Annotated in this window: 24 protein-coding genes; 14 read left to right on the top strand and 10 right to left on the bottom strand. The window is 69.7% G+C overall.

The genetic code is table 11. The features are described 5' to 3' along the window. Nucleotides 1-9: 9 nt before the first annotated feature. From ABEG18_RS07475 to ABEG18_RS07485, 3 genes are all read right to left on the bottom strand, one after another. Entirely contained in the window at nt 10-600 is a 591-nt protein-coding gene (locus tag ABEG18_RS07475) for a c-type cytochrome (RefSeq protein WP_406857449.1), read from the bottom strand. A 113-nt stretch (nt 601-713) separates the two neighbouring features. Continuing rightward, nucleotides 714-2,426, bottom strand: a complete 1,713-nt coding sequence (locus ABEG18_RS07480) for a pyrroloquinoline quinone-dependent dehydrogenase (protein WP_406857450.1) — start codon at nt 2,424-2,426, stop codon at nt 714-716. Between the two features lie 164 nt (nt 2,427-2,590). Continuing rightward, nucleotides 2,591-2,953 (bottom strand): hypothetical protein, encoded by a 363-nt coding sequence (locus ABEG18_RS07485; RefSeq protein WP_406857451.1) that lies wholly within the window; start codon nt 2,951-2,953, stop codon nt 2,591-2,593. Between the two features lie 108 nt (nt 2,954-3,061). On the opposite strand from ABEG18_RS07485, the gene ABEG18_RS07490 reads away from it, so the two are divergent. After that, nucleotides 3,062-3,649 (top strand): NUDIX domain-containing protein, encoded by a 588-nt coding sequence (locus ABEG18_RS07490; RefSeq protein ID WP_406857452.1) that lies wholly within the window; start codon nt 3,062-3,064, stop codon nt 3,647-3,649. A gap of 2 nt (nt 3,650-3,651) precedes the next feature. On the opposite strand, the gene dxs is transcribed toward ABEG18_RS07490, so the two are convergent. From dxs to ABEG18_RS07505, 3 genes are all read right to left on the bottom strand, one after another. After that, nucleotides 3,652-5,601, bottom strand: a complete 1,950-nt coding sequence (gene dxs / locus ABEG18_RS07495) for a 1-deoxy-D-xylulose-5-phosphate synthase (RefSeq protein ID WP_406857453.1) — start codon at nt 5,599-5,601, stop codon at nt 3,652-3,654. Between the two features lie 117 nt (nt 5,602-5,718). Further along, nucleotides 5,719-5,940 carry an exodeoxyribonuclease VII small subunit gene (locus tag ABEG18_RS07500; protein WP_406858557.1) on the bottom strand — a complete coding sequence of 74 codons (222 nt, stop codon included), beginning with the start codon at nt 5,938-5,940 and terminating at the stop codon, nt 5,719-5,721. Nucleotides 5,941-6,101: 161 nt separating this feature from the next. Continuing rightward, entirely contained in the window at nt 6,102-6,563 is a 462-nt protein-coding gene (locus ABEG18_RS07505; protein ID WP_406857454.1) for an Lrp/AsnC family transcriptional regulator, read from the bottom strand. Between the two features lie 134 nt (nt 6,564-6,697). On the opposite strand from ABEG18_RS07505, the gene ald reads away from it, so the two are divergent. Next, nucleotides 6,698-7,816 (top strand): alanine dehydrogenase, encoded by a 1,119-nt coding sequence (ald, locus tag ABEG18_RS07510; RefSeq protein ID WP_406857455.1) that lies wholly within the window; start codon nt 6,698-6,700, stop codon nt 7,814-7,816. Nucleotides 7,817-7,822: 6 nt separating this feature from the next. Here the strand turns inward: ald and ABEG18_RS07515 are convergent, their stop codons facing one another. Beyond that, nucleotides 7,823-10,564 (bottom strand): DUF2339 domain-containing protein, encoded by a 2,742-nt coding sequence (locus ABEG18_RS07515; RefSeq protein ID WP_406857456.1) that lies wholly within the window; start codon nt 10,562-10,564, stop codon nt 7,823-7,825. Nucleotides 10,565-10,624: 60 nt separating this feature from the next. Beyond that, the gene (locus tag ABEG18_RS07520) at nt 10,625-12,400 is read right to left on the bottom strand and encodes a potassium/proton antiporter (protein WP_406857457.1); all 1,776 of its coding nucleotides are present in this window, start codon (nt 12,398-12,400) and stop codon (nt 10,625-10,627) included. 155 nt (nt 12,401-12,555) lie between these two features. Between ABEG18_RS07520 and coaD the strand changes: the two genes are divergently transcribed. From coaD to ABEG18_RS07535, 3 genes are all read left to right on the top strand, one after another. Further along, nucleotides 12,556-13,086: a pantetheine-phosphate adenylyltransferase gene (coaD, locus tag ABEG18_RS07525; RefSeq protein WP_406857458.1), complete on the top strand. Its 531-nt coding sequence runs from the start codon at nt 12,556-12,558 to the stop codon at nt 13,084-13,086. Nucleotides 13,087-13,181: 95 nt separating this feature from the next. After that, nucleotides 13,182-13,745 carry a peptidylprolyl isomerase gene (locus ABEG18_RS07530; RefSeq protein ID WP_406857459.1) on the top strand — a complete coding sequence of 188 codons (564 nt, stop codon included), beginning with the start codon at nt 13,182-13,184 and terminating at the stop codon, nt 13,743-13,745. A gap of 82 nt (nt 13,746-13,827) precedes the next feature. Continuing rightward, the gene (locus ABEG18_RS07535) at nt 13,828-14,295 is read left to right on the top strand and encodes a peptidylprolyl isomerase (protein ID WP_406857460.1); all 468 of its coding nucleotides are present in this window, start codon (nt 13,828-13,830) and stop codon (nt 14,293-14,295) included. A 14-nt stretch (nt 14,296-14,309) separates the two neighbouring features. Here the strand turns inward: ABEG18_RS07535 and ABEG18_RS07540 are convergent, their stop codons facing one another. Both ABEG18_RS07540 and ABEG18_RS07545 read right to left on the bottom strand, forming a co-directional pair. Beyond that, on the bottom strand, nt 14,310-14,600 hold the full coding sequence (locus ABEG18_RS07540) for a type II toxin-antitoxin system RelE/ParE family toxin (protein WP_406857461.1): 291 nt from the start codon (nt 14,598-14,600) through the stop codon (nt 14,310-14,312). 1 nt (nt 14,601) lies between these two features. Next, nucleotides 14,602-14,853, bottom strand: coding sequence for a type II toxin-antitoxin system ParD family antitoxin (locus ABEG18_RS07545; protein WP_406857462.1), 252 nt, complete (start codon nt 14,851-14,853; stop codon nt 14,602-14,604). An 88-nt stretch (nt 14,854-14,941) separates the two neighbouring features. On the opposite strand from ABEG18_RS07545, the gene queA reads away from it, so the two are divergent. The 9 genes from queA to dnaE all read left to right on the top strand — a co-directional run bounded on the left by queA (nt 14,942) and on the right by dnaE (nt 26,225). Continuing rightward, entirely contained in the window at nt 14,942-16,072 is a 1,131-nt protein-coding gene (gene queA, locus ABEG18_RS07550; RefSeq protein ID WP_406857463.1) for a tRNA preQ1(34) S-adenosylmethionine ribosyltransferase-isomerase QueA, read from the top strand. Further along, nucleotides 16,069-17,223: a tRNA guanosine(34) transglycosylase Tgt gene (tgt, locus tag ABEG18_RS07555; RefSeq protein WP_406857464.1), complete on the top strand. Its 1,155-nt coding sequence runs from the start codon at nt 16,069-16,071 to the stop codon at nt 17,221-17,223. The genes queA and tgt overlap by 4 nt, the downstream gene beginning before the upstream one ends. Nucleotides 17,224-17,379: 156 nt before the next feature. Next, entirely contained in the window at nt 17,380-17,676 is a 297-nt protein-coding gene (locus tag ABEG18_RS07560; protein WP_406857465.1) for a succinate dehydrogenase assembly factor 2, read from the top strand. A gap of 32 nt (nt 17,677-17,708) precedes the next feature. Then, nucleotides 17,709-18,113 carry a methylmalonyl-CoA epimerase gene (gene mce, locus ABEG18_RS07565; protein ID WP_406857466.1) on the top strand — a complete coding sequence of 135 codons (405 nt, stop codon included), beginning with the start codon at nt 17,709-17,711 and terminating at the stop codon, nt 18,111-18,113. Between the two features lie 30 nt (nt 18,114-18,143). Beyond that, nucleotides 18,144-18,374 (top strand): DUF1467 family protein, encoded by a 231-nt coding sequence (locus ABEG18_RS07570; protein ID WP_406857467.1) that lies wholly within the window; start codon nt 18,144-18,146, stop codon nt 18,372-18,374. Between the two features lie 642 nt (nt 18,375-19,016). Further along, nucleotides 19,017-20,339 (top strand): proline--tRNA ligase, encoded by a 1,323-nt coding sequence (gene proS / locus ABEG18_RS07575; protein WP_406857468.1) that lies wholly within the window; start codon nt 19,017-19,019, stop codon nt 20,337-20,339. Nucleotides 20,340-20,346: 7 nt separating this feature from the next. Continuing rightward, on the top strand, nt 20,347-21,639 hold the full coding sequence (locus ABEG18_RS07580; RefSeq protein ID WP_406857469.1) for a lipoprotein-releasing ABC transporter permease subunit: 1,293 nt from the start codon (nt 20,347-20,349) through the stop codon (nt 21,637-21,639). Between the two features lie 5 nt (nt 21,640-21,644). Further along, nucleotides 21,645-22,337, top strand: a complete 693-nt coding sequence (locus tag ABEG18_RS07585; protein ID WP_406857470.1) for an ABC transporter ATP-binding protein — start codon at nt 21,645-21,647, stop codon at nt 22,335-22,337. 402 nt (nt 22,338-22,739) lie between these two features. Next, entirely contained in the window at nt 22,740-26,225 is a 3,486-nt protein-coding gene (gene dnaE, locus ABEG18_RS07590) for a DNA polymerase III subunit alpha (protein WP_406857471.1), read from the top strand. The last annotated feature ends 37 nt before the right edge of the window (nt 26,226-26,262 follow it).

Here is a 26,262-nt window from a genome sequence, read left to right on the forward strand (position 1 = left end):
GGGCCGCTCTCAGCGGCCCGCCATGTAGGACGCCAGGGCTTCCAGGTCCTCCGGCGCCAGCGTGTTGGTGATGTCGCTCATCCACGGATTGTTGGTGCGCGTCCGGGCGCGGAAATCCTGGAGGGTCTTGAGGATGTATTCGCGCCGCTGCCCGGCGATGCGCGGATTGGTGCTGTCGCCCAGCCCCTCCGCGCCGTGGCAGGAGCTGCACTGGCCGGCCGTGATGGCGGTCTCGGCCCGCTTGGCCTCCTCCGGCGACGCCCGGGGCTGGTTGAGGTTCACCCAGGTCTTCTTCGAGAAATACTCGGCCAGCCCCATCATGTCCTCGCGCGACATGTCCTGGGCGATGCCGTTCATGATCTCGTTTTTGCGCTGGCCGAGCTTGAAGTCGCGCAACTGGAGATAGAGGTACCCCTGATGCTGGCCCCAGATCAGCGGGTAGGACTTGTCGACCGGCGTACCGGCCTCGCCATGGCAGGAGGCGCAGACCTGGGCCTTCTCCTCGATGTCTTCGGCGCCCGCGGACGCGGGCGAAGGAGTGGATTGGGCGAGCAGCGCCAGAAGGGGCAGGGCCGCGGCGCGAAGCGGAAGGTGGCTCATGCTGGATCTCGGGGGAAGCGGGATGGGAGAAGGGACGCCCGGCGGAGGCTCCCTAACGGAACGGGGCCGCGAGCGGCGGCCCCGTCCTGATTGAGCGTGTCGGGCGCGCCCGTTCAGTCCGCCGTCGTGAAGGCGATGATGCTGTTGCCGCGCTTGTAGTCGATCTGGGTGTTGCCGCCCGCTCCGACCACCACATACTGCTTGCCGTCGACCGTGTAGGAGGACGGCGGCGCGTTCACGCCGGCGCCGGCCTGAAACTTCCAGAGCGTCGAGCCGGTCTCCGCGTCATAGGCCTTGAACAGGCCGTTCGCCTCGCCGGTGAACACGAGCCCGCCGGCCGTCGCCAAGATGCCGCCGATCATGGGCTGCGCGGTCTTCACCTGCCAACGGATCTTGCCGGTGTTGTAGTCCACCGCCGTGACGTTGCCCCACTGCTCCTCGGTCGGGATCACCTTGAAGGCGCCGCCCAGCCACAGCTTGCCGGCCGGGTAGTTGGAGCTCTCCACGTGATACGTCATCGGCTGGTGCAGGTTGATGGCGTAGCTGAGGTTCAGGTTCGGGTTGATGGCGATGGGCGACCACTCGACGCCGCCATTGGCGCCGGGAAGCATGCGCGCGCCGTCCTTGGTCGGCAGCACCCACATGTTCTCCTGCGGCACCATGGCCTCGGAGAAGCGGATGAGGCTGCAGTCCTTGGCGTCGTGGACATAGACATGGCCGGTCTTGCCGGCGTGCAGCACGCCCTTGATCGGCTTGCCGTCCTTGTCGGCCACGGTGGTGATCACCGGCGGGCTGACCGCGTCGAGGTCCCAGACGTCGTGCGCGATGTATTGGAGGTGGCAGACATACTGCCCCGTATCCAGGTTCACCGAGACCAGCGAGTCCGTGTAGAGGTTGTCGCCGGGGCGCAGCGAGCCGTCGAGGTCGGGCGAGGGGTTGCCGACCACGAAGTAGATCCGGCGCGTCTCGAGGTCCACGGCCGGGTTCTGCCACACGCCTCCGCCGAGCGTCTTGAAGGGGTCGCCGGTCTTGGCGAGCTGGGCCTTCTCGGCCTCGATGTTGCGGTGCATGTCGCGGCCGGTCGCGTCCTTGGTGGCCCAGACGCCGACGGAGTTCTCCGGCACCGTGTTGAAGGTCCACAGCAGCTTTCCGGTCTTCGCGTCATAGGCCTTCACGAAGCCGCGGATGCCGTATTCGCCGCCATTGGTGCCGATCAGGATCTTGCCGTCGACGGCGGTGGGGGCCATCGTCTCGCTGTAGCCGAGCTCCGGATCGGCGATCTGGGTCTCCCAGACCGGCTTGCCCGTCTTGGCGTCGAGCGCGACCAGCTTGGCGTCGAGCGTGGCCATGTAGACCATGTCGCCATGCACGGCGACGCCGCGATTGTTCGGGCCGCAGCAATAGACCGTGATCGGCCCCATCTTGTGCTTGTAGTGCCAGAGCTCCTCGCCCGTCCGCGCGTCCAGCGCGTAGGCGTGGTTGAACGACGTGGTCACGTACATGACCCCGTTGACCACGATCGGGCTGGTCTCCAGCGATTCCTTCACCTCGGTCTGGAAGATCCAGGCGGGACGCAGCTTGCCGACATTGGCGACGTTGATCTGGCGATTCGGGTAGAACCGGGTCTGCTGGTAGTTTCCGTTGGTGTGCAGGAAGTTGTTGCCGTCGCCCGCGGCGCGGTTCAGGAGGTCCTGACTGACGGTGTTCATGTCGCCCCACTTGGAGGCGGACTTCACTTCCTGGGCCCGAACGACCCCTGATGCGGCGAGGCTGGCCGCAACCGCAAAGGCGCTGGCCGCCAGAAACTGGCGTTTTCTCGAAAACATCCCCAAGTCCTCCCCTGGCGCAGGCAGGGCCTGCGCGCGTGCGGCGATTGAGCTCGCCTGCGACGACGATGCTGCGCCTCGATCCCACCAAGTGTCAACTTGGCTTCACGCTCTCCGCCGCGACCTTTGGAACCCGATAACCGTCCGCGAGCCTTCGGACGGGTTCAGCGCTTGCAGTCGGTGAGGTCGTTCTCGTGCACGGCGAAAACCTCGCCGGCCTTCACGGCCACGCCCTTGGCCAGGCAGACCCGCCCGGCGTCGTCCTTGACCTGCACGTCATAGACGCCGGGCGCCACGTCGGTGATGCGCAGCCGCTCGTCGAAGTCCACCGTGCCGTCGCGGTCGTTCTCGCACTGGTTGCGCCCCCAGCGGGTCGTGCCGGCGGGGGCTAGCCGAACCTCAGACAGGGTCACGCCCGTGAGGTTCCACAGCCGCGTCCCGCCGCGCTCGGCCGCGAGCCCGCTCGACGCTCCCAGCACACAGCCCCATCCCAACGCCGCCAGCTGGATCGGCCGCCTGAATCGCATGTCGTCCCCCCTCATTTCGACGGCAGTGCAGCACCTTACGGCCGCCGCCGCAAATCCGCCCGATGGCGTCGGCATGTCACGACCCGAAACCGGTTGGAGGTCCCCCCGATGCGCGCTGATCAGACGGAGAGCGGCCCCGCCGTGCTCGACCGCAAGATCGTCCATGACGGCTGGAGCACCTTCGTGATCGCCCGGATTCGGCTGCCCAGCGGCGCCGTCGTGAACCGCGAGATCGAGGACCACGGCCGCGCCGTCTGCGTGCTGCCCTATGATCCGCTGCGCAAGACCGCGATCCTGATCCGCCAGTTCCGGCCGCCGGCCTTCGTCGCCGGAGGCGAAGCCTTCGTCACCGAGGCGCCGGCGGGCCTGCTGGACGAGGACGACCCCGAGGATTGCGCCCGTCGCGAGGCGATGGAGGAGTGCGGCCTGCGGCTCTCCGCCCTGGAGCACGTCGTGAGGGGCTGGACGATGCCGGGCATCTCCACCGAGCGGATGGACTTCTACCTCGCGCCCTATGGCGAGCGCGACAGGGTGGGGGACGGCGGCGGGCTCGCCGAGGAGCACGAGGACATCACCGTGCTGGAGATCCCGCTGGCGGATCTCGCGGCCCAGGCCGCCCGCGGCGAGGTCACTGACGTGAAGACGCTGATGCTGCTCCTGTCGCTGCAGGTGCGCCGGCCCGACCTCTTCGCCTGAGGTCAGGCGATCAGGCTGGCGGCCTTCGCGGCGGCCGAGGTCTCGTCGCGGCCCAGGGCCTCCAGGACCTTGGCGACCACGCCCTTCGCATCGAGCCCGGCGCGGGCGTACATGCGGTCGGGCTTGTCGTGGTCCAGCCAGACGTCGGGCAGCGTCATCGAGCGGACGCGCAGGCCCTTGTCGAGCGCGCCGACCTCGGCGAGGTGGTGCAGCACGAAGGACCCGAAGCCTCCGACGGAGCCCTCCTCGATGGTCACGAGCACCTGGTGCTCGCGCGCGAGGCGCTCGATCAGGGCCGTGTCCAGAGGCTTGGCGAAGCGGGCGTCGGCGACGGTGGTCGACAGCCCCATCGCAGCGAGGTCGTCGGCGGCCTTCAGGCACTCGGCCAGGCGCGTGCCCAGCGACAGCAGGGCGACGCGCGTCCCTTCGCGCAGGATGCGCCCCCGCCCGATCTCCAGCGGAACGCCGCGCTCCGGCAGCTCCAGCCCCACGCCTTCGCCGCGCGGGTAGCGGAAGGCGATCGGACCCTCGTCATAGGCCACCGCGGTCGCCACCATGTGGACGAGCTCGACCTCGTCGGCGGCCGCCATCACCACCATGTCGGGCAGGCAGCCCAGATAGGCGACGTCGAAGCTTCCGGCATGCGTCGCCCCGTCGGCGCCGACGAGGCCGGCCCGGTCCAGCGCGAAGCGCACGGGCAGCTTCTGCAAGGCCACGTCATGCACGACCTGGTCGTAGGCGCGCTGCAGGAAGGTGGAGTAGATGGCGCAGAACGGCTTGTAGCCCTCCGTCGCCAGGCCGGCCGCGAAGGTGACGGCGTGCTGTTCGGCGATGCCCACGTCAAAGGTGCGCTTCGGGAACTCCTTGCCGAACAGGTCAAGGCCCGTGCCGGACGGCATGGCGGCCGTGATGGCGATGATGCGGTCGTCCTCGCGGGCGGCCTTGATCAGGCTGTCGGCGAAGACGCGCGTATAGGACGGCGCATTGGCCTTCGGCTTCGACTGCGCCCCGGTCACCACGTCGAAGGTGTTGACGCCGTGATACTTGTCGGCGGAGGCCTCGGCGGGCGGATAGCCCTTGCCCTTCTGGGTGACCACGTGGATCAGCACGGGGCCGGCCTGCCCGTCCCGCACGTTCCGCAGCACGGGCAGGAGGTGCTCCAGATTGTGCCCGTCGATCGGCCCCACATAGGTGAAGCCGAGCTCCTCGAACAGCGTGCCGCCCGTCAGGAAGCCGCGCGCATGCTCCACCGCACGGGTGATCGTGCGGTCGAGCCGCTTGGGCAGGCGCCCGGTGACGTGCTTGCCGATGTCGCGCAACGTCAGATAGGTGCGGCCGGAGAGGAGCCGGGACAGATAGGCCGACATCGCGCCGACCGGCGGGGCGATCGACATGTCGTTGTCGTTCAGGATGACGATGAGCCGGCTGTCCATCGCGCCGGCGTTGTTCATCGCCTCGTAGGCCATGCCGGCCGACATGGCGCCGTCGCCGATCACCGCCACGACGTTGCTCTTGCGCCCGTCGAGGTCGCGCGCGACCGCCATGCCGAGGCCGGCGGAGATCGAGGTGGAGGAATGCGCCGCCCCGAAGGGGTCGTACTCGCTCTCCGAGCGCTTGGTGAAGCCGGAGAGGCCGCCGCCCTGGCGCAGGGTGCGGATCCGGTCGCGGCGTCCGGTCAGGATCTTGTGCGGATAGGCCTGGTGGCCGACGTCCCAGATGATCCGGTCGCCCGGCGTGTCGAAGACGTAGTGCAGCGCCACCGTCAGCTCGACCACGCCGAGCCCCGCGCCCAGATGGCCGCCCGTCACCGACACGGCGTCGATGGTCTCCAGCCGCAATTCGTCCGCCAACTGGCGGAGCTGGGACTGGTCGAGGCGGCGCAGGTCCTCAGGGATGTCGACCTGGTCGAGGAGCGGCGTCCGGGAGGGGTGGGAGGAGGGAGCTTGCGTCACGTCGGGGCCCGTCGGGGGAGTAGCGCGCAATCCCCGTTGATCTGATCACTCATTAAACGAAAACCGCCGTGGCTCACAATCGATCCAGAGTCGCAGGGGCGAAATGAAGCCGCGCCGTCAGCGGTCCACGTCCAGCGGCTCGGTTCCGCGGGCGCGGCCGTCGGCGCCGAGCGTGATCTTCTCCACCCGCGCCTCGGCCTTGCGCAGCAGCGCCTCGCAATGCTTCTTCAGCGCCTCGCCCCGCTCATAGATGGCGATCGAGTCCTCCAGCGGCACGTTGCCCTGCTCGAGGCGGCCGACGATCGTCTCGAGTTCGGCGAGCGCGGTCTCGAACGGCATGGCGGCGATGTCGGCGGCGGCTGCGGTCGGCTGGGCGTCGGTCACGAGGCAACTCCGTGCGTTTGCGCCGCCGTATATCGACCGCCCCGCGCGAGGTTGCAAGCGGGCGCCTCACGGGAGGCCGTCGCGCCGCCGGGGAAGCATCGTCCGACCCAGCACGCTCACACCGGCAGCGCCGTCGTGCGCTTCACGGTCCTGAGCGCCAGGGTGGACTGCACCCGCACCACGCCGGGCAGCGTCGTGAGCACGCTGCGGTGGATGCGCTCGAAGTCGGCCGTGTCGGCGAAGACCACCCGGATCAGGTAGTCGGCCGTGCCGGCCAGCAGGTAGCATTCGAGGATCTCGGCGTGGCGCGCCACCGCGGCCTCGAAGGCGTCGAGGCTCTGGCGCCCCTGCTGGTCCAGGGTGACGAAGACGAAGGCGGTTCCGGGCAGGCCCGCCGCCGCCTCGTCCAGCAGCATCACGGTGCCCTTCACGAGGCCTGAGTCCTCGAGGATCTTGACCCGGCGCAGGCAGGCGGACGGACTGAGATGCACCCGGTCGGCGAGATCCGCGTTGGTGATCCTGCCGTCCTGCTGCAGCAGCTTCAGGATCGCACGATCCCGCGCATCCAGATCAGGCATTCGCATGTTTTGCGCCCCCTCAGCGCCGGGGCGCAATTCTATGCTGAGAAGCGGGTCCTGCGAAGGCCTGTTTCGTCGGTTGCGCCTGGGCCGGGGCGTAAGCTTTCCGTGTATTTTCCGCCAGGGAGGCGACCATGCGCGTGGGTGTTCCGCAGGAGATCAAGAACCACGAATACCGTGTCGGGCTGACCCCGTCCTCGGCGGCGGAGCTGGTCCATCACGGCCATACGGTGCTGGTGGAGACCGGCGCGGGCGTCGGCTCCGGCATCCCGGACCAGGACTACGCCGCCGCGGGCGCCGAGATCGTCGCCGACGCGGACGCGGTCTGGTCGGGCGCTGACCTCGTCGTCAAGGTGAAGGAGCCCCAGCCGGACGAGCGTGCGCGGCTGCGGCGCGGGCAGACGCTGTTCACCTATCTCCACCTCGCGCCGGACCTGGAGCAGACCCGCGACCTCGTCGCCTCCGGGGCGACCTGCATCGCCTACGAGACCGTGACCTCGCCCAGCGGCGGACTGCCGCTGCTGACGCCGATGTCGGAGGTCGCCGGCCGGCTCGCCCCGCAGGTGGGGGCGCACTGCCTGGAGAAGGCGGCGGGCGGCCGCGGCGTGCTGCTGGGCGGCGTCCCGGGCGTCCCGGCGGCCGACGTCCTGGTGCTCGGCGGCGGCGTCTCCGGCACGCACGCGGCCACCATCGCGCTCGGCATGGGGGCCAACGTCACGGTGGTGGACCGCTCGGCCGACGCGCTGCGGCGCCTCGCCAGCCAGTTCGGCACGGGACTGCGCACCGTGTTCTCCACCCGCGACGCCGTGCGCGAACTCGTCAAGCGCGCCGACCTCGTCATCGGCTGCGTGCTGGTGCCGGGCGCGGCGGCGCCCAAGCTCGTCACCCGCGACATGCTGAAGACGATGAAGCCCGGCGCCGTGATCGTGGACGTCGCCATCGACCAGGGCGGCTGCTGCGAGACCTCGCACGCCACCACGCATGACGACCCGACCTATGTGGTGGACGGCGTGGTCCATTACTGCGTGGCCAACATGCCGGGCGCGGTGGCGCGCACCTCCACCTTCGCGCTCAACAACGTCACCTTGCCGTTCCTGCTCGCGCTGGCCGACAAGGGCTGGCGCCAGGCGCTCACGGACGATCCGCATCTGCGCGAGGGGCTGAACGTGCATGAGGGCCAGATCGCCTGCCAGCCCGTGGCGGAGGCGCTTGGGCTGCCCTATGTCAGCGCCGAGCGCATCCTGGGGATCTGAGCCGTCTCATGACGCCGGCGCCGGGCCGGCGTCGCGGTCGGCGTGATCGGCCCGCCCGAACACCCATCGCTGGTAGACGAGGCCGATCCCGACCAGCGCCAGCCCGAGCCCGATGAACGAGAGCGCGCGCAGCGGGCCCTCAAGCCCGCTCATGTCGATCAGGAACGCCTTGACGGCGGCCAGGAGAATGTAGGCGGCCGACGCCAGCCGCGCCGTGGTGGAGCGGCGCAACACGCCATAGGCCAGCAGCCCGAGGCCCACGGCCAGGAACGCGGCCGAATAGGCGTAGAGCTCGCCCGGGCTGGCGCCGCGCAGGACGCCGATGTCGGCGCCCTGGAACAGCGTGCGCACCTCCAGCACGAGCCACAGGAACTGCAGCCCGAAGGCCAGCGCCGACGCGCAGGCTTCGAACCACCAGGGCCGGCGGCCCCGCGCCCGGCGCGCCAGGGCGAACGCGGCCAGCGAGGGCAGCAGGTAGGCGACCAGGATGGAGTTGAACACGGCGCCGCCGATCACCTTGCCGCCGCCCAGGGCGGGGTTCTCCAGGATCAGCAGTCCGACGAGGCCGCCCGCGAGCGCCGCTCCGCCGAAGACGTAGCTCCCCACCCGCAGCACCGCGCTGCGGCGGAACGCGTCGAGGCTGACCAGCACGATCGCAAAGAGCAGCGCCGCGAAGACCTGCAGCCCGACTTCGAGATGGTCTGTCCGGGGCGAGCTGAGGTTCCCGGTGAGGGCGTGCCGGATTTCCAGGAACACCAGCAGGCCGCTCAGGGCGAGGGTCAGCGCCTCGCAGAGGGCGACGACCTGGTCGTCCTTCTGGCGCCGCAGCAGCCGCGCGGCGAACCCGAAGGCGAGGGCGGGAACGCCATAGGCCCAGAGCAGCCAGTTGAAGACCGGAACCGAACCGACGTCCCCGGCCACCAGCATGGTGTTCCAGGCGAGGCGTCCGGCGACGATCGCGCCCAGCGCGGCCACGGCGTAGCGCAAGGATCCCACGGGCTCGCGGGTCGTGACCCAGGCGGCGCCGAGGGCCGCGAGCGCGAGCGCCACGGTGAGCGCGCCCTTGTCGAGGATCATCGTCAGGCCGATGGCGAGCGCCGCGATCGCGCCGGCCGCGAACGCCTCCAGGCCGACGCGGGCCGCCGCACCTCCCTCTGGCGCATGGTCCTGGAGGAGTTTGGCGGCCGTCACGGCGCCGACGGCCAGGAGCCCCGCCACGAGCGCGAAGGGGATCGAGGCGTCGAAGCCCGACACGCGCCGCCACGCCACGACCAGCAGGGCCAGCGGGCCCGCGGTCGCCGCCGCCGCGATGAGGCCGGAGGCGAGGGCGGGCAAGGAGGGGCTGCGCATCAGCCGCGTCCAGCCCAGCGCGCCAAGGGCGGAGCCGGCGACGGCCCCCATCGTCAGGAAGAGCCAGAGCGCGTCCGGCATCGGCGGCCGCGAGGGCCCGCCGGGCAGCACCGTGGGGCTCTCGGCGGCGGATTCGGCGAGGACCGGCCAGCCCCACAGCGTCGCGCAGGCGACCGCGGCGGCCAGGATCGCCGCCCCGGAGGCGGGCGCGATCGCCAGCGCCGTCGCCAGCTGGACCGCGAAGGCGAGGCCGCCCAGCGCCGGGCGGACCGCGCCCAGGCCCGGCTCCTGCAGGGCGAGGCCGGCCAGGGCCGCGAAGGCGGCAAGGACGGCGAGCGCGAAGAGGTCGGGCGCGCCCTGCGCGTCGGGCTGGCCCCGATAGGGCTCCAGCGCCAGGAAGAAGGCGGCCAGCGCCGTCTGGACCACGAGATGCGTCGCGCAGGCCAGCCAGGGATCGCCGATCCCGATGAAGGCGACGCCCCATGTCCCGGCCCCGAGCGCGGAGGCCCGCGCGAGCCAGAGCCAGCGCCGCAGGCGAGCCTGGGCGTAGCCCGCCGCCGCGACGACGACCAGGTAGAACACCACCGGCCAGACCCGCGGCTCCTGGCTCGACACCAGCAGCGGGACCACGAAGGCGCCGACCAGCCCCAGGCTGGCGAGCGCCGGGCCGTGCAGGGCGGCCGCGGCGAGCGCGGCCAGCGCGATCGCCGCCATCAGGATGAAGCCGACCGTCTGGCCGACGAAGCCGTAAAGGGCGTGCGCCGCGTAGGCGACGCCGAAGGCGGTCACGATGCCGGCGGCGGTGAGGATGCTCGGCACATGGGCGACCGGAATGGAGACGATCGCGTCGCCCGCCGCGCGCTCCGAGCGGCGCATCCGCTCGCCGGCGCCGACGAGGGCGAGCGCGAACAGCGTTCCGAGGACGATGCGGGCGCCCGGGCCGATGAGGCCCTGCTCGATGGTGTAGCGGACCAGGAACAGCCCGCCCAGCGCCAGCGCCAGGCCGCCCAGCCAGACCGCCCAGCGTGCGCCGATCGTCTCCTCCAGCGAACGGGGCCGCTGGGGCGCCGCGCGGACCGGCTCCGGCGGCGCGACGTCGAAGCCTTCGGGCTGCGGGGCGTCGAGGCGGGGCACCGGCGCGGCTTCGCCCTTCGGCTCCGCGGCCGGCGCGGCTTCGGGCTCAGCGGCGGGCGCCGCTGCTTCGGGCTCCGCGGCGGGCGGCTGCGACGGGAGGATGGCGGGCGCCTCGGGCGCAGCCAGGGTCGAGCGGGCCTCGAGCGCCGCCAGCCCGCGTTCCAGCGTCTCGATCCGGCGCGCCAGGGTGAGCGTCCGGAAGAAGCCGATGACGCCGAGCGCCGGGATCGCCAGCGCCAGCAGGATGAGAAGAACGAACTCCATGGCCGCCCCCGCTCCGATTCTCCGGTCCGCCCGCTCATCCAGCGGAAGCTTTACGCAACGTCAACCGATCCGGGCGAAGAGGCGGCTCCACCACGGTTCGGCCTTCGCGGCGGCTTCCTCGTCCTCCGGGCCGGCCTCGAGGATCAGGCCCGCCAGCCGGACCTTCTCGTCGACGACGTTGTGGGCGATGAGGCTGGCGGCGCCGAGGTCGACCCGGTCGTTCTCCTGCGGCGCGTCGTCGAGGCGCTGCGCGAAGAGCTCCGCGATCGACATGGCGCGCTCGTCGGAACCCACGTCGAGGCCGTAGAGATCCGCCACCGCGCCCACGCTGAGGCTGCCGTCGAAGGGAAACTCCGCCATCGCCTCGGTCTCCGGCGCGGCGCCGTCCACGGCGAAGAACCGGTCGAGGCGGGCCAGCCGCGATGTCGGGGCCAGGAAGTAGCCATAGTCGCGCGGCAGCAGCGGGCCGGCTTCGCCCGGCTCCAGGATGCGCCCATCGCGCACCACGAGCACCGGCTTCACCCAGGGCGGCATGGCCCTGTGCCGGCTCGCCGGGCTCTGCTCGAGCAACGGATAGCCCACCAACTCGGCGTCGAGCTGGCCCGGCAGGTCGATGTCGATGCGCTGGACCTCGGGCGCGGGATCGCGCAGCGCCACGCCGAGCCGTCGCCCGGCGTAGCCGATCGTCCAGCCCTGCACGATGAGCGAGACCACGACGACCACGAAGGCGACGTTGAAATAGATTTCCGATCCCGGCAGCCCGGCCAGCGTCGGGATGGTGGCGAGGAAGATGGACACGCCGCCGCGCAACCCGACCCAGGACACGAAGGCCATCTCGCGCCGCGAGAACCGGAACGGCGTCAGGCACAGGAACACGGCCAGGGGCCGGGCGACGACGATCAGCACCAGCGCGATGGCGAGCGCCGGCCCGAGCACCGGCAGGATCAGCTTCGGGGAGACCAGCAGGCCCAAGAGGGTGAACAGCGCGATCTGGCACAGCCACGTCGCCGTGTCGTGGAAGCTGGCGATCGACGCATAGGCGCGCACCGGCCGGTTGCCGACGACGAGGCCCGCCACATAGGCGGCCAGGAAGCCGCTCGCGCCGAGGATCTGCGTCAGCGAGAACACCACCAGCGCCGCCGTGACCACGAAGGCGGGATGCAGGCCCGCCGGAAGGCTCAGGCGGTTGAGCACGAAGACGAGGCCGAGCCCGCCCGCCACCCCGATGATGACGCCGAGCGACGCCTCCCGCAGGATCGCCACCACGATATGGGCGGCGTCGGCGCCGGGACCGCCCAGCGCGATCTCGACCAGAATCACGGTGAGCAGCACGGCGAACGGGTCGTTGGTGCCGGACTCAACCTCCAGGGTCGCGCCGACGCGCCGCTTCAGCTGCAACCCGCCGGTGCGCAACAGGAAGAACACCACCGCCGCGTCGGTTGACGCCATGATGGCGCCGATCAGCAGGGCCGGGACCCAGTCGATCCCCAGCGCCAGCCGCGCGACGCCGCCCGTGATGGCCGCCGTCATCAGCACGCCCGCGGAGGCCAGCACGCCGGCCGGGGCGAGGACGGAGCGGATCGTCGCCGCGCGGGTGCGCAGCCCACCGTCGAACAGGATGATCGCGATGGCGGCGGAGCCGACCAGATAGGTGAGGCCGTAGTCGTTGAACACCACCCCGCCCGGTCCGCTGTCGCCCGCCAGCATGCCGACGGCGAGGAACACGAGCAGGATCGGCACGCCGAAGCGGGACGCGGCCAGGCTGGACAGAATGCCGATCAGGGCGGCGGCGGCGGCGAAGAGGAGAGTGGCGTGCGCGGCGAAGAGGGCGTTCATACCGGCACTATCGGGGCCCGGCGCGGCCTGAACAACCGCTCGGGACCGATTTTGCAAAAGTTTCCCAGCGGGTTTCGCGGGGCGCGGCGGGCCGCTCCGGCGCTCGACGCCCGCCGCGCTTGCCGCTGAAAGGCGCGCGCGATAGAGCTTGCCGCATGTCTTCCGCTCCCGTCCGGCCCCGGCCGTCCCGCATCGCCTTCTACGCCGGATCGTTCGATCCGATCACGAACGGCCATATCGACGTCGTCCGCAACGCCTGCCGGCTGGCGGACGAGCTCGTGGTCGCGATCGGCGTCCATCCCGGCAAGGCGCCGCTGTTCACGGCCGACGAGCGCAAGGCGCTCATCGAGGCCGAGTGCGCCGACGTGGCCCGGGAGGCCGGCGCGCGCCTCAACGTCGTGACCTTCGGCGACCTGGCGATCATGGCCGCCCGCCGGGTCGGCGCCTCCATGCTGATCCGCGGCCTGCGGGACGGCACGGATCTCGACTACGAAATGCAGATGGCCGGGATGAACGAGGCGATGGCCGCCGACATCCAGACCGTCTTCCTGCCGGCTTCGCCCATGGTGCGCCCCATCACGGCCACGCTCGTCCGCCAGATCGCCGCGATGGGCGGAGACGTCTCGCGCTTCGTCCCGGAAGGCGTCGCGGCGCGGCTGAAAGCGAAGTTCGCCGGCAAAGCTTGAGTTCGACGCACGCCCCGGGGTCGCCGCCCGGCATGGGCCGGATCGAGCCTGGTCCGCCCGTCGCCCATCGGTTCCCTGCTTCATCGGGAGGTTTCATGATCAGACTGTTCGTCGCCGCCTTCGCCCTTGCGGCCAGCCTTGTGGCGGTCGCCCCCGCGCAGGCGCAAGGCCAACCCGCCGCCGACCCGCAAAACACGCTGGTGATGACCACCAAGGACGGCAAGGTCACGATCCGGCTGCGGCCCGACCTCGCCCCCAAGCATGTCGAGCAGATCAAGGCGCTGACCAAGCGCGGCTTCTATGACGGCATCGTCTTCCATCGCGTGATCCCGGGCTTCATGGCCCAGACCGGCGACCCGACTGGCACCGGCACGGGCGGCTCGGACCTGCCGAACCTGCCGGCCGAGTTCTCCCGCGAGCCCTTCAAGCGCGGCACGCTCGGGATGGCGCGCGCCAACTCGCCGAACTCGGCCAACAGCCAGTTCTTCATCTGCTTCGACGACGCGAGCTTCCTGAACGGCCAGTACACGGTCATCGGCGAGGTGGTGTCCGGCATGGACGTGATCGACAAGGTGAAGAAGGGCGACCCCAACGCCAACGGGCAGGTGAAGGCCCCGGACAAGATCGTCAGCCTGCGCCTCCTGGCCGACGCGAAGTAACGACCCACCACAAGGGGCGACAGCATCGCCCCCGCCCAGCCGAACCCATCAAGCCGAACCCATCAAGGAAGGAGCCACATCCATGGCGAGCGACCCCTCCAACACCCTCATCCTCGAGACCACCCAGGGCCGCGTGGTCATCGAGATGCGCCCCGATCTGGCCCCCGGCCACGTCGCCCGCATCGCCGAACTGGCGCGGTCGAAATTCTATGACGGCGTGCCGTTCCACCGCGTCATCGAGGGCTTCATGGCCCAGACCGGCGATCCCACCGGCACCGGCATGGGCGGATCCGGCAAGAAGTTGAAGGCCGAGTTCAACGCCGAGCCGCATGTGCGCGGCGTCTGCTCCATGGCGCGCTCGCAGGATCCGAACTCCGGCGACAGCCAGTTCTTCATCGTCTTCGACGACGCCCGCTTCCTCGACCGCCAATACACGGTCTGGGGCAAGGTCGTGGAAGGCATGGACAACGTCGACAAGATCAAGCGCGGCGAGCCGGTGAAGGATCCCGACAAGATCGTCACCGCCCGAATGGCCGACGAAGCGGCCTGATTCGCCACCATCCGTCAGCGCAGCCAGCGCTCCGGATCGCGCATTCCGTGAACGACGGCGACGACGGTGATCCCGTCGTCGCGTGGCTCATAGATGGCGATGTAGCGTCCCTCGATCAGGATGCGGGCCGTTGAACTCAGGACGGGCCTGGGCGAGCCCATCATCGGGTTTTCGGCCGCAAGCTGCATCTTGCCCAAGAGGTTTTGGATGAGCCGATCCGCCGCGGAAGCGTTGTCCGCGGCGATGGAAGCCCAGATATCGAACAGATCCTTGTCGGCGCGCGGTGTGAGATAGACGTCTCCCACCTCAACGGGCTCGGGCCTTGAACTCCGCAAGCAAGGCAGTCGGGTCGATCTTTCGACCAGGACCACTCGCCAAGCCCTCGTCGTAAGCCTGCTTGAGACGGCGATCCTCGCTGTCGAGGATTTGCTGCCGTTCCTCCCAAAGCCGAAGAGCCTCTTCCAGCACCTCGCCCTCGGAGTCATAACCACCGTCGCGCACGGCCGTTCTGATGCGACGGTCAAGTTCAGGCGAAAGCGGGATCGTGAGAGTCGGCATTTCCATTCTCCATGACGGATGATGGAGGCGCGTCTTGACGTGTGCAAGGCCCTCGACACAGACCTGCTGCTTGCATCTAAGAGACCCCATGAAAGTCGACCTCTTCGATTTCGAGCTCCCGGAGGACCGCATCGCCCTGCGCCCCGCGCAGCCGCGCGACGCGGCGCGGATGCTCGTGGTCCGGCCGGGCGGCGCGCTGGAGGACCGCGTCGTCCGCGACCTGCCGGACCTGCTGCGGCCGGGGGACCGGCTCGTGGTCAACGACACCCGCGTGATCCCGGCGCGGCTGGACGGCGTTCGGGTCCGCGGCGACGCCGTCGCGCATATTCAGGCGACGCTGCACCTGCGCGAGGGGCCGGACCTCTGGCGCGCCTTCGTGCGGCCCGCCAAGCGCCTCGCGGTCGGCGAGCGCATCCGCTTCGGCGAGGCGAGCGAGAGCATGGCCTGCCTCCTCGCCAGCCTGGACGCCGAGGTGGTCGAGAAGGGGGAGGGCGGCGAGGCGCTGCTGCGCTTCGCCTTCTCCGGACCGGCGCTGGACGAGGCCGTCGCGCGGGTCGGGCATATTCCGCTGCCGCCCTACATCGCGGCCAGGCGCGGCGAGGACGAGCGCGACCGGCAGGACTACCAGACCCTGTTCGCCGAGCATGAGGGCGCGGTGGCGGCGCCCACGGCCGGGCTGCATTTCACGCCGGATCTCACGCAGCGCCTCGCCGCGCGCGGCGTCGGCCTGACCCGGCTCACCCTCCATGTGGGAGCCGGCACGTTCCTGCCCGTGAAGGCCGACGACACGGCCGAGCACAAGATGCACGCCGAGTGGGGCATGATCTCGGACGCCGCCGCCGCCGAGCTGAACGCCACGCGCGAAGCGGGCGGGCGGATCGTCAGCGTGGGAACCACGTCGCTGCGCCTGCTGGAGAGCGCCGCGTCCGAGGACGGCCGCTTCGCGCCCTGGCGGGGGCAGACCTCGATCTTCATCACCCCCGGCTACAGGTTCCGGGCCGTGGACGCGCTGATGACCAATTTCCACCTGCCGCGCTCCACGCTGTTCATGCTGGTGAGCGCCTTCAGCGGCCTGGAGACGATGCGGGCCGCCTACGCGCACGCCATCGCGACGGGCTACCGCTTTTATAGCTATGGCGACGCCAGCCTGCTGTTCCCTCACTCTCCTGACGGGGAGGGACGAGCCTCCTCCGACGGCTTCGCGGAGAAAGCCTCATGATCCCCGTGGACGCTCCTGTCGAGGACTTCACCTTCACGGTGTCGGCCACGGACGGCGCCGCCCGCACGGGCGAGATCCGCATGCCGCGCGGCGTCATCCGCACGCCGGCCTTCATGCCGGTGGGGACGGCCGGCACCGTGAAGGCGATGTATCCCGAGCAGGTGAAGGCGCTGGGCGCGGATGTCGTGCTGGGCAACACCTATCACCTGATGCTGCGCCCCGGCGCGGAGCGCGTGGCCCGCCTCGGCGGGCTGCACAAGATGATGAACTGGCCGTACCCGATCCTCACCGACTCGGGCGGCTTCCAGGTGATGTCGCTGGCCCAGCTGCGCAAGCTCGACGAAAACGGCGTCACGTTCCGCTCCCACGTGGACGGCGCCAAGCACGTGCTCACGCCCGAGCGCTCGATCGAGATCCAGGGACTGCTCGGCTCCGACATCCAGATGCAGCTCGACGAATGCGTGAAGCTGCCGTGCTCGGACGCGGAGGCCGAGCGGGCCATGGAGCTCAGCCTGCGCTGGGCGGAGCGTTCGCGCGTCGCCTTCGGCGAGCAGCCGGGCCGGGCGCTCTACGGCATCGTGCAGGGCGGCGCGGTCCCCCATCTGCGCGTCCGCAGCGCTCGCGCGCTCGCCGACATGGACTTCAAGGGCTACTCCATCGGCGGCCTCGCGGTGGGCGAGCCGCAGGACGTCATGCTGGCCATGATCGAGACCGTGGAGCCGCATCTGTCGAAGGAGAAGCCGCGCTACCTGATGGGCGTCGGCACGCCGGACGACCTGATCGAGGCGGTGCGGCGCGGCGTCGACATGTTCGACTGCGTGATGCCGACCCGCGCCGGCCGGCACGGCCAGGTGTTCTCGCGTTTCGGAAAGATCAACCTGCGCAACGCCCGCCACGCCGACGACCCGCGCCCGATCGACGAGCAGTCCAGCTGCCCGGCCGCCCGCGACTACAGCCGCGCCTATCTGCACCACTTGGTGAAGGCCGGCGAGATCCTCGGCATGATGCTGCTCACCTGGGTGAACCTCGCCTACTACCAGGACCTCACCGCAGGCATGCGCAAGGCGATCGCCGAGGGCCGCTACGACGACTTCGCCGCCGAGACCAAGGACTGCTGGGCGCGAGGCGACCTGGAGCCCTGGGCGGGGTAGGGCGGCTCCATGGACCGCGAGCCTCCGGCTCGCATGCCGCCCCGCTTGTTCCGGTGCGAGCCGGAGGCTCGCGGTCCCGCAGGGCGCGGCGTCCTGCGCGATGACAGGCGTTGGCCGCCCCGCTATAGAGAGCCGCAACGACCACGGAGCCTTGCGATGACCGGCACCACCCGCACCAGCGCCGACCTCGACCCGCGCCGCCGCAAGGTGCTGTTCCGGTCCTGGCATCGCGGCATGCGCGAGATGGACCTCATCATGGGCCAGTTCGCGGATGCGCAGATCGATCAATTGACCGACGCCGAGCTCGACGTCTACGAGCACCTCATCGAGGCCCCGGATCGCGACATCCTGACGTGGCTCACCGGCGAGGCGCCGACGCCGTCGAACTACGACACGCCGGTGTTCCGTCGCATCAAGGCGTTCCACACCCATCTGGGGCCGATCAACGTCTGAGGCGGCGAGCGCCGCGAAGAGGGGAACAGCGCATGATCGGCCGGCTCAACCACGTCGCCATCGCGGTCCGCGACATCGAGGCCGCCTCGCGCCTCTATCGCGACACGCTGGGCGCCGACGTCTCCGCGGCGACGGACCAGCCCGAACACGGCGTGACGGTGGTGTTCGTCAACCTGCCCAACACGAAGATCGAGTTCCTGCAGCCGCTGGGCGAGAACTCGCCCATCGCCAAATTCCTCGAAAAGAACGCCGACGGCGGCATCCACCATGTCTGCTACGAGGTGGACGACATCCTGGCCGCCCGCGACCGTCTCAAGGCGACGGGCGCGCGCGTGCTGGGCGACGGCTCGCCGCGCATCGGCGCGCATGGCAAGCCGGTGCTGTTCCTGCATCCCAAGGACTTCAACGGCACGCTCGTCGAACTCGAGCAGGCCTGAGCCGGGCTCGCGCCCGGACGAGAGTGTCCCATGAGCATTTCGGGCGCGCTGGCGCTGTACTTCATCATCTGGTGGCTGACGCTGTTCGCGATCCTGCCGCTCGGCGTCCGCAGCCAGCACGAGGACGGCGAGGTCACCGACGGCACCGAGCCCGGGGCGCCGATGCTGCCGCGCATGGGCCGCAAGGTCGTCCTGACCACGCTGGCGGCGATCCCGGTTTTCGCGCTGGCCTGGGTGATGATCGTCTACGTCGAGTATTGAGGCGCTCCGCCCCGCGGAGCGATTCGCTGCCTGTGCGTCCATGAGGCGCCTGAATCGCAGGCGCCTCATGATGCGGGCGTGCGCGGCGCGGACCCTCCGGAGGAGGACGCTGTGGCGGCCCGCCGCTCAGCCGCTCGCGGCTGCCGATTGAGGGGAAGACATGGGCCGTGCGGCGGCGCTGCCGGCAAAATTCGCCAGCAAGATCATCCTGCAACTGAGAGTTGCGCAAAAAGAAAAAGGCAAGACTTTCGTCTTGCCTTTTGTTTTAGTCTTCTTATTTGAACAGAACATCTCGTCAGCCTTACTGGCGCCGGGCAATGTGCTGTTCAGTCGCCCTTCTCGAGCTTTTTGGCCGTCTTCCTCCCAAGACTTGGACCACGAACCCTTTCCCCGTTGGTTCGGGGTGGGCCTGTTGTTGTGTAGAAGACTCATAGCGAAACAAAAACGCGCTGTCATCTCTTTGTGCATGGATCGACGCGAAAAGATGCAGGGGCTCCGGCCAGGTCGGTCCGGTTCGGTCCGCAGGGCGCCGATCGGGATCGCTTGTCTTTTGGTTGACGATGGTTTTGATGGAGCGGAGCGAAAAGCCGGCGATCCGCCGCGCCGTCTCGCATCATCCATTCTAGCCCGCCCTGGACCGACATGCGCCTCACCCGCTACTTCCTGCCCATCCTCCGCGAGGCCCCCCGCGAGGCGGAGATCGTCTCGCATCGCCTGATGCTGCGCGCGGGCATGATCCGGCAGGAGGCCGCCGGCATTTACGCCTGGCTGCCGCTGGGGCTGCGCGTGCTCAACAAGATCAGCGCCATCGTGCGCGAGGAGCAGAATCGCGCGGGCGCGATCGAACTCCTGATGCCGACCATCCAGTCGGCCGACCTGTGGCGCGAATCCAGCCGCTACGACGCCTATGGGAAGGAGATGCTGCGCATCAAGGATCGGCACGACCGGGAGATGCTGTTCGGCCCGACCAACGAGGAGATGATCACCGAGATCTTCCGGGGGTCGGTGCGGTCCTACAAGGACCTGCCGCTGAACCTTTATCATCTCCAGTGGAAGTTCCGCGACGAGGTGCGGCCGCGCTTCGGCGTCATGCGCTCGCGCGAGTTCCTGATGAAGGACGCCTATTCGTTCGACCTCGACCAGGCCGGCGCGCGCCACTCCTACAACCGGATGTTCGCCGCCTATCTGCGGACCTTCGACCGGCTCGGCCTCACCGCCATCCCGATGCGCGCCGACACCGGCCCCATCGGCGGCGACCTCAGCCACGAGTTCATCATCCTGGCCTCCACGGGCGAGAGCGAGGTCTATTGCGACAAGTCCATCCTGGACCTGCCGATCCCGCCCGCCGACACGAATTTCGAGGATGCGGCCGGCCTGCAGGCGATCTTCGACGCCTACACGGCGCCCTACGCGGCCACCAGCGAGATGCATGACGCGGCCGCCTACGCCGCCGTCCCGGCGGACCGGCAGGTGTCGGCCCGCGGCATCGAGGTGGGCCACATCTTCTATTTCGGCACGAAATACTCCGAGCCGATGCGCGCCGTGGTCGCCGGCCCGGACGGGCAGGAGCGACCCGTCCACATGGGATCCTACGGCATCGGCCCGTCTCGCCTGGCGGCCGCCCTGATCGAGGCGTCGCATGACGAGGCCGGCATCGTGTGGCCGGATGCGATCGCGCCCTTCAATGTCTCGCTCCTGAACCTCAAGGTGGGCGACAGCGGCACGGACGGCGCCTGCGAGACGCTCTACCGGGCGCTCGGGGCGCGCGGCGTCGACGTGCTCTATGACGACCGCGAGGAACGGCCGGGCGCGAAATTCGCCACCGCCGACATCATCGGCTCGCCCTGGCAGGTGCTCGTCGGGCCCAAGGGCCTGGCGGAGGGCAAGGTCGAGCTGAAGCGGCGCGCGACCGGCGAGCGCTCGCTCGTCTCGGTCGAGGACGCCGTCGTGCGATTGACAGCCTGAGGCGCGCATGAGGGCAGGCGCGGTCGAACCCAAAGCCGGCCCCCGCGGGACGCGGCCCTTCGCGGGCTTCGAGTGGATGGTGGCGGGCCGCTATCTGCGGGCCCGCCGGCGCGAGGGCTTCATCTCGGTGATCGCCGGCTTCTCCTTCGCCGGGATCATGCTGGGCGTCGCGACGCTCATCATCGTGCTGTCGGTGATGAACGGCTTCCGCTCCGAGCTGCTGAACAAGATCGTGGGCATCAACGGCCACGTCTTCATCGCCGGCATCGACAAGCCGATGACGGACTTCGCCGAGGTCACCGACCAGGCCAACGCCGTCCGGGGCGTCAAATTCGCGTTCCCGATGGTGGAGGGGCAGGCGCTGGCCTCGTCCCCGAGCGCGGCCGCGGGCGTGCTGGTGCGCGGCGTGCGCGGGCAGGACATCACCCAGATCCCGGCCATCGGCGGCACCGTCCGGCAGGGCACGCTGGAGGGCTTCGACACGTCCGGCGGCGTCGCCATCGGCCGCCGCTTGGCCGAGCAGCTCTTCATCCGGCCGGGCGACACCATCACGCTCACCGCCCCCAAGGGCGCCGAGACGCCGTTCGGCGTCGCCCCGCGCATCAAGAGCTATCCGGTCGCGGCGGTGTTCGAGGTCGGCATGTCGGAGTTCGACGCCGGCTTCGTCTACATGCCTCTGACGGAGGCCCAGGCCTATTTCAACCGGGACAACGACGTCACCGCCATCGAGGTCTTCCTGTCGCGCCCCGACCAGATCGACGCCGTGAAGGCGGAGCTGGAGAAGTCGATCAGCCGGCCGATGATCCTGTCGGACTGGCGCCAGCGCAACAAGACGTTCTTCGGCGTGCTCGAGGTCGAGCGCAACGTCATGTTCCTCATCCTGATGCTGATCGTGCTGGTGGCGGCGCTGAACATCATCTCCGGCCTCATCATGCTGGTGAAGGACAAGAGCGCCGACATCGCCATCCTGCGCACCATGGGGGCGACGCGCGGCGCGATCATGCGCATCTTCCTGATCACGGGCGCGGCGATCGGGGTGGTGGGCACCTTCGCGGGCTTCCTGCTGGGGCTGCTGGTCAGCATGAACGTGGAGACCATCCGGGCCTTCGTGTCGCGGATGACCAACACCAACCTGTTTCCGGCCGAGTTCTACTTCCTCAGCCGGCTGCCCTCCGAGGTCGACCCGCACGAGGTCGTCACCATCGTGACGCTGGCCCTCGTCCTGTCGCTGATCGCGACGCTCTATCCCTCGTGGCGCGCCGCCCGGCTCGATCCGGTCGAAGCGCTCCGGTACGAGTGACCGCGATGGCCAAGGACGACTACCCGGCGCTCTATCTCTACCAGGTGCAGCGCCGCTTCAAGGAAGGCGCCGGCGCGCTGGAGATCCTGCGCGGGGCCGATCTCGCCGTCTGGGCCGGGCAGTCGGTCGCCCTGATCGCGCCGTCCGGGACGGGCAAGTCGACGTTGCTGCAGATCGCCGGACTGCTGGAGAAGCCTGACGCCGGCGAGGTCTATCTCGACAAGGTCGGCACCGTGTCGCTGGCCGACGACGAGCGCACGGCGATGCGCCGCAACGCCATTGGGTTCGTCTACCAGTCGCACCACCTCCTGCCGGAATTCACCGCGCTGGAGAACGTCATGCTGCCGCAGCTCATCCGCGGGCTCGCCCGGCGGGACGCGGCCGAGCGGGCGACCGGGCTCCTCACCTATCTGGGCCTGGGCGAGCGGCTGAAGCATCGCCCGGCCGAACTTTCCGGCGGCGAGCAGCAGCGCGTCGCGCTGGCCCGCGCCGTCGCCAATGCGCCGCGCGTTTTGCTGGCGGACGAGCCGACCGGCAACCTCGACCCGAAGACCTCGCGGCATGTGTTCGACATCCTCACCCGGCTGGTGAAGGAGACGGGGCTCGCCGCCATCGTGGCGACCCACAACCTCGACCTCGCCTCCCAGATGGACCGGCGGGTCACCATCCGGGACGGCGTCGTGGTCGAACTCGCCTGAGGCGCTCCGCCCGGCGTTAACTCTGCCGGGCGCCCCGATTAACCACCGAAGCAGGAGAGCTGCGCCTGAGGGCGCCATCGTCGCAGAGCCCCGTTGCAAATTGAACAAAACAGGAACATGCTACGGTCATCGAGAGAACGGAGGCACATCATGGTCCGTACGCTGATCGCCGACATCGCCGAGCTCGCCGCCCTGGGCTCGTTCGCGGCCACCATCCTGGTCTGGGCCAACGCCTTCCCGGCCTGAGGATCGGCGCGGTCCGCGACGGGCCGGCCGCCCTGGCGGGGTGGCGCCGATGCAGCGGGGCGCCGGGAAAAGGGACGGGACCGTCCCTCGTCAACAGCCGCGGAGCGCGGTCCGCTGGACCGCACCCGCGCGGGCGGCGAGAGTGCTGCGGCGGCGATGGGAGGCTTGAGCGTGAGTCGGGTTCTGGGCGATGTCGGCTTCGTGCACCTGCACGTGCACTCTTCCTTCTCGCTGCTGGAAGGCTCGCTGCGCATCGACGAGCTGAAGAAGCTCGCCATCAAGGACCGCATGCCGGCGCTGGCCCTGACGGACAGCAACAACCTGTTCGGCGCCCTGGAATTCTCCGAGAAGATGTCGGCCGCCGGCGTGCAGCCCATCACCGGCGTCGAGCTCTCCGTGGAGATGGGCGACGACAAACCGGGGAGGGGGCTGACGGTCCCGACCAGGCCCACTCTGGTGCTGTTGGCCGCCGACGCCGCCGGCTACGCCAACCTGATGCTCCTGGCCTCCCGCGCCTATATGGGACCGGCGCCCGGCGAGCCGCCGCATGTGCAGGTCGCCGAACTGCTCGCCTGCTCGCAGGGCCTGATCGCGCTGACGGGCGGACCTGACGGCCCCATCGACAAGGCCATCGCGGCCGGACAGCTGGACCTTGCGGGCGCGCGGCTCGACATGCTGGCGCAGGCCTTCGGCGACAGGCTCTATGTCGAGGTCCAGCGCCACGGCGTCGACAGCGAGCGCGGGGTGGAGAACGACCTTATCGATCTCGCCTACGCCCGGCGCCTGCCTTTGGTGGGGACGAACGAGCCCTATTTCCCGAAGCCCGACGACTACGAGGCCCACGACGCCCTGCTGGCGATCGCTGACGGTCGGCTGGTGTCGGATCCGGAGCGGCGACGCGTCACCCCGGACCACGCGTTCAAGACGCGCGCCGAGATGGTGGAGATCTTCGGCGACCTGCCGGAGGCGGCGTCCAACACCATCGAGATCGCGATGCGCTGCAGCTATCGGCCGCGCACCGGCAAGCCGATCCTGCCGCGCTTCACCACCGGCGACCACGAGGACCCCGCGCTGGTCGTGGCCGAGGAGGCGGCCGAGCTGCGCCGCCAGGCCCAGGAGGGCCTGACGCGCCGGATCGAGGCGCACGGAATCGCGCCGGGGCTCACCGAGGACGATTACCGCCAGCGGCTGGACTTCGAGCTCTCCGTGATCGAGCGGATGAAGTATCCGGGCTACTTCCTGATCGTCGCGGACTTCATCAAGTGGGCGAAGGCGCAGGACATCCCGGTGGGGCCCGGCCGCGGATCGGGCGCCGGCTCGCTGGTCGCCTATGCGACGACCATCACCGACCTGGACCCGCTGCGCTTCGGCCTGCTGTTCGAGCGCTTCCTCAACCCCGAACGCGTGTCGATGCCCGACTTCGACGTCGACTTCTGCCAGGATCGCCGCGAGGAGGTGATCCGCTACGTGCAGAAGCGTTACGGGCAGGACCGCGTGGCGCAGATCATCACCTTCGGTTCGCTGCTGGCCCGAGGCGTCATGCGCGACGTGGGGCGCGTGATGTCGATGTCCTACGGGCAGGTGGACAAGCTGACCAAGCTCGTGCCGCAGAACCCCGCCAACCCGGTGACGCTGGCCCAGGCCATCGAGGGCGAGCCCAAGCTCCAGGCCGCCGCCGCCGAGGATCCGGTCGTCGCCCGCATGCTGGTGGTCGCGCAGAAGCTGGAAGGCCTCTACCGCCACGCCTCGACGCACGCCGCCGGCATCGTCATCGGAGACCGGCCGCTCGAGCAGATCGTGCCGCTCTACCGCGACCCGAAATCCGACATGCCGGTCACCCAGTTCAACATGAAGTGGGTGGAGCCGGCCGGGCTGGTGAAATTCGACTTCCTCGGTCTGAAGACCCTCACGGTCCTGAAGACGGCCGTGAACCTCTTGAAGCAGCGCGGGATCGAGATCGACCTTTCCTCCATCCCGATCGACGACAAGAAGACCTTTGAGATGCTGGGGCGCGGCGAGACGGTCGCGGTGTTCCAGGTGGAATCGGCCGGCATGCGCAAGGCGCTGGTCGAGATGCGGGCCGACCGGTTCGAGGACATCATCGCCCTGGTGGCGCTGTACCGGCCGGGGCCCATGGCCAACATCCCGGTCTATTGCGCCCGCAAGCACGGCGATGAAGAGCCGGACTTCATGCACCCCAAGCTGGAGACGGTGCTGAAGGAGACGCAGGGCGTCATCATCTACCAGGAACAGGTGATGCAGATCGCCCAGATCCTGTCCGGCTATTCGCTCGGCGAGGCCGACCTGCTGCGCCGCGCCATGGGCAAGAAGATCAAGGCCGAGATGGAGGTGCAGCGCGTGCGCTTCGTCTCCGGCGCGGTCGAGCGCGGCGTCGACCGCCAGCAGGCCGACACGATCTTCGACCTCCTGGCCAAGTTCGCCGACTACGGCTTCAACAAGTCGCACGCCGCGGCCTACGCGCTGGTCGCCTACCAGACGGCCTATCTGAAGGCCAACTACCCGGTGGAGTTCCTGGCTGCGTCGATGACGCTGGACATGTCCAACACCGACAAGCTCTCCGAATTCCGGCGCGAGGCGCAGCGGCTCGGAATCCGGGTCGAGCCGCCCAGCCTCAACCGCTCAGGCGTCACCTTCGAGGTGCATCCGGACGGCGCGGGCGGCTACGCCATCCGCTATGCGCTGGCCGCCGTGAAGGGCGTGGGCGCGCACGCCGTCGAGAGCCTGGTGGCGGCGCGCCGGGACGGGCCCTTCCGGGACATCTCCGATTTCGCCCGCCGTCTCAACCCGCGCCTGGCGAACAAGCGCACGCTGGAGAGCCTGATCGCGGCCGGCGCGCTGGACGAGCTCGACCCGGACCGGGCCCGCTGCATGGCGCTCCTCGACGGCGTCATGGCGCACGCCAACCGCGCCCAGGAGGAGGCGGCCGCCGGGCAGGCGGACATCTTCGGCAGCGCCGGCCATGTCGAGGTGATCCGCACGCCGCCCTACGAACCCTGGCTCGCCTCCGAGCGGCTGCAGCGCGAATATGACGCCATCGGCTTCTTCCTCACCGGCCATCCCCTCGACGAGTATGGCCACGTGCTGGAGCGGCTGCGCGTGCAGCGCTGGTCGGACTTCGCCCGCGCCGTGCGGGGCGGCGTCTCGATGGGGCGGGTCGCCGCCACGGTGCTCGACCGCAGCGAGCGGCGCACCAAGTCCGGATCCAAGATGGGCATCTTCGCCCTCTCCGACCAGAGCGGACATTTCGAGGCGATCATCTTTTCCGAGGGCCTGAACCAGTATCGCGACCTGCTGGAGCCCGGCCGGGCCGTGGTGCTCACCTTGCAGGCTTCGGCCGAGGGCGACGAGGTGCGCGCGCGCATCGGCACGGCCGAACCGTTGGAGGTCGCGGCCGAGAAGCTGAAATCCTCGATGCGGGTGTTCCTGCGCGACGACAAGCCGGTCCGCAGCATCGCCGAGCGCCTGCGCGAGCGCGGCGACGGCGAGATCGCCCTGGTGCTGATGCTGGAGGACGGCCAGCGCGAGGTCGAGGTGAAGCTGCCGGGCCGCTACAAGGCGACGCCGCAGGTCGCCGGCGCGCTGAAGGCCGTGCCTGGCGTGGTGGCGGTCGAGTTCGCCTGAGGGCAGGCGCCCGCCTTTTCCGGTGGACGCGCGGCGC

Origin of the sequence: Alsobacter sp. KACC 23698, from assembly GCF_045348435.1 — a bacterium.
Classification (GTDB): Bacteria; Pseudomonadota; Alphaproteobacteria; order Rhizobiales; family Beijerinckiaceae; genus Alsobacter.

Excerpts from the sequence above, each read along its gene's own strand:
- proS (WP_406857468.1), top strand. The coding sequence starts at position 19,017 with ATGCGCCTCACCCGCTACTTCCTGCCCATCCTCCGCGAGGCCCCCCGC.
- ABEG18_RS07520 (WP_406857457.1), bottom strand. The coding sequence starts at position 12,400 with ATGAACGCCCTCTTCGCCGCGCACGCCACTCTCCTCTTCGCCGCCGCC.
- ABEG18_RS07490 (WP_406857452.1), top strand. The coding sequence starts at position 3,062 with ATGCGCGCTGATCAGACGGAGAGCGGCCCCGCCGTGCTCGACCGCAAG.
- coaD (WP_406857458.1), top strand. The coding sequence starts at position 12,556 with ATGTCTTCCGCTCCCGTCCGGCCCCGGCCGTCCCGCATCGCCTTCTAC.
- ABEG18_RS07515 (WP_406857456.1), bottom strand. The coding sequence starts at position 10,564 with ATGGAGTTCGTTCTTCTCATCCTGCTGGCGCTGGCGATCCCGGCGCTC.
- ABEG18_RS07585 (WP_406857470.1), top strand. The coding sequence starts at position 21,645 with ATGGCCAAGGACGACTACCCGGCGCTCTATCTCTACCAGGTGCAGCGC.
- ABEG18_RS07485 (WP_406857451.1), bottom strand. The coding sequence starts at position 2,953 with ATGCGATTCAGGCGGCCGATCCAGCTGGCGGCGTTGGGATGGGGCTGT.
- mce (WP_406857466.1), top strand. The coding sequence starts at position 17,709 with ATGATCGGCCGGCTCAACCACGTCGCCATCGCGGTCCGCGACATCGAG.
- queA (WP_406857463.1), top strand. The coding sequence starts at position 14,942 with ATGAAAGTCGACCTCTTCGATTTCGAGCTCCCGGAGGACCGCATCGCC.
- tgt (WP_406857464.1), top strand. The coding sequence starts at position 16,069 with ATGATCCCCGTGGACGCTCCTGTCGAGGACTTCACCTTCACGGTGTCG.
- ABEG18_RS07480 (WP_406857450.1), bottom strand. The coding sequence starts at position 2,426 with ATGTTTTCGAGAAAACGCCAGTTTCTGGCGGCCAGCGCCTTTGCGGTT.
- ABEG18_RS07545 (WP_406857462.1), bottom strand. The coding sequence starts at position 14,853 with ATGCCGACTCTCACGATCCCGCTTTCGCCTGAACTTGACCGTCGCATC.
- ABEG18_RS07500 (WP_406858557.1), bottom strand. The coding sequence starts at position 5,940 with ATGCCGTTCGAGACCGCGCTCGCCGAACTCGAGACGATCGTCGGCCGC.
- dnaE (WP_406857471.1), top strand. The coding sequence starts at position 22,740 with ATGGGAGGCTTGAGCGTGAGTCGGGTTCTGGGCGATGTCGGCTTCGTG.
- ABEG18_RS07570 (WP_406857467.1), top strand. The coding sequence starts at position 18,144 with ATGAGCATTTCGGGCGCGCTGGCGCTGTACTTCATCATCTGGTGGCTG.
- ABEG18_RS07560 (WP_406857465.1), top strand. The coding sequence starts at position 17,380 with ATGACCGGCACCACCCGCACCAGCGCCGACCTCGACCCGCGCCGCCGC.
- ABEG18_RS07580 (WP_406857469.1), top strand. The coding sequence starts at position 20,347 with ATGAGGGCAGGCGCGGTCGAACCCAAAGCCGGCCCCCGCGGGACGCGG.
- ABEG18_RS07475 (WP_406857449.1), bottom strand. The coding sequence starts at position 600 with ATGAGCCACCTTCCGCTTCGCGCCGCGGCCCTGCCCCTTCTGGCGCTG.
- ABEG18_RS07530 (WP_406857459.1), top strand. The coding sequence starts at position 13,182 with ATGATCAGACTGTTCGTCGCCGCCTTCGCCCTTGCGGCCAGCCTTGTG.
- ald (WP_406857455.1), top strand. The coding sequence starts at position 6,698 with ATGCGCGTGGGTGTTCCGCAGGAGATCAAGAACCACGAATACCGTGTC.
- ABEG18_RS07505 (WP_406857454.1), bottom strand. The coding sequence starts at position 6,563 with ATGCCTGATCTGGATGCGCGGGATCGTGCGATCCTGAAGCTGCTGCAG.
- ABEG18_RS07535 (WP_406857460.1), top strand. The coding sequence starts at position 13,828 with ATGGCGAGCGACCCCTCCAACACCCTCATCCTCGAGACCACCCAGGGC.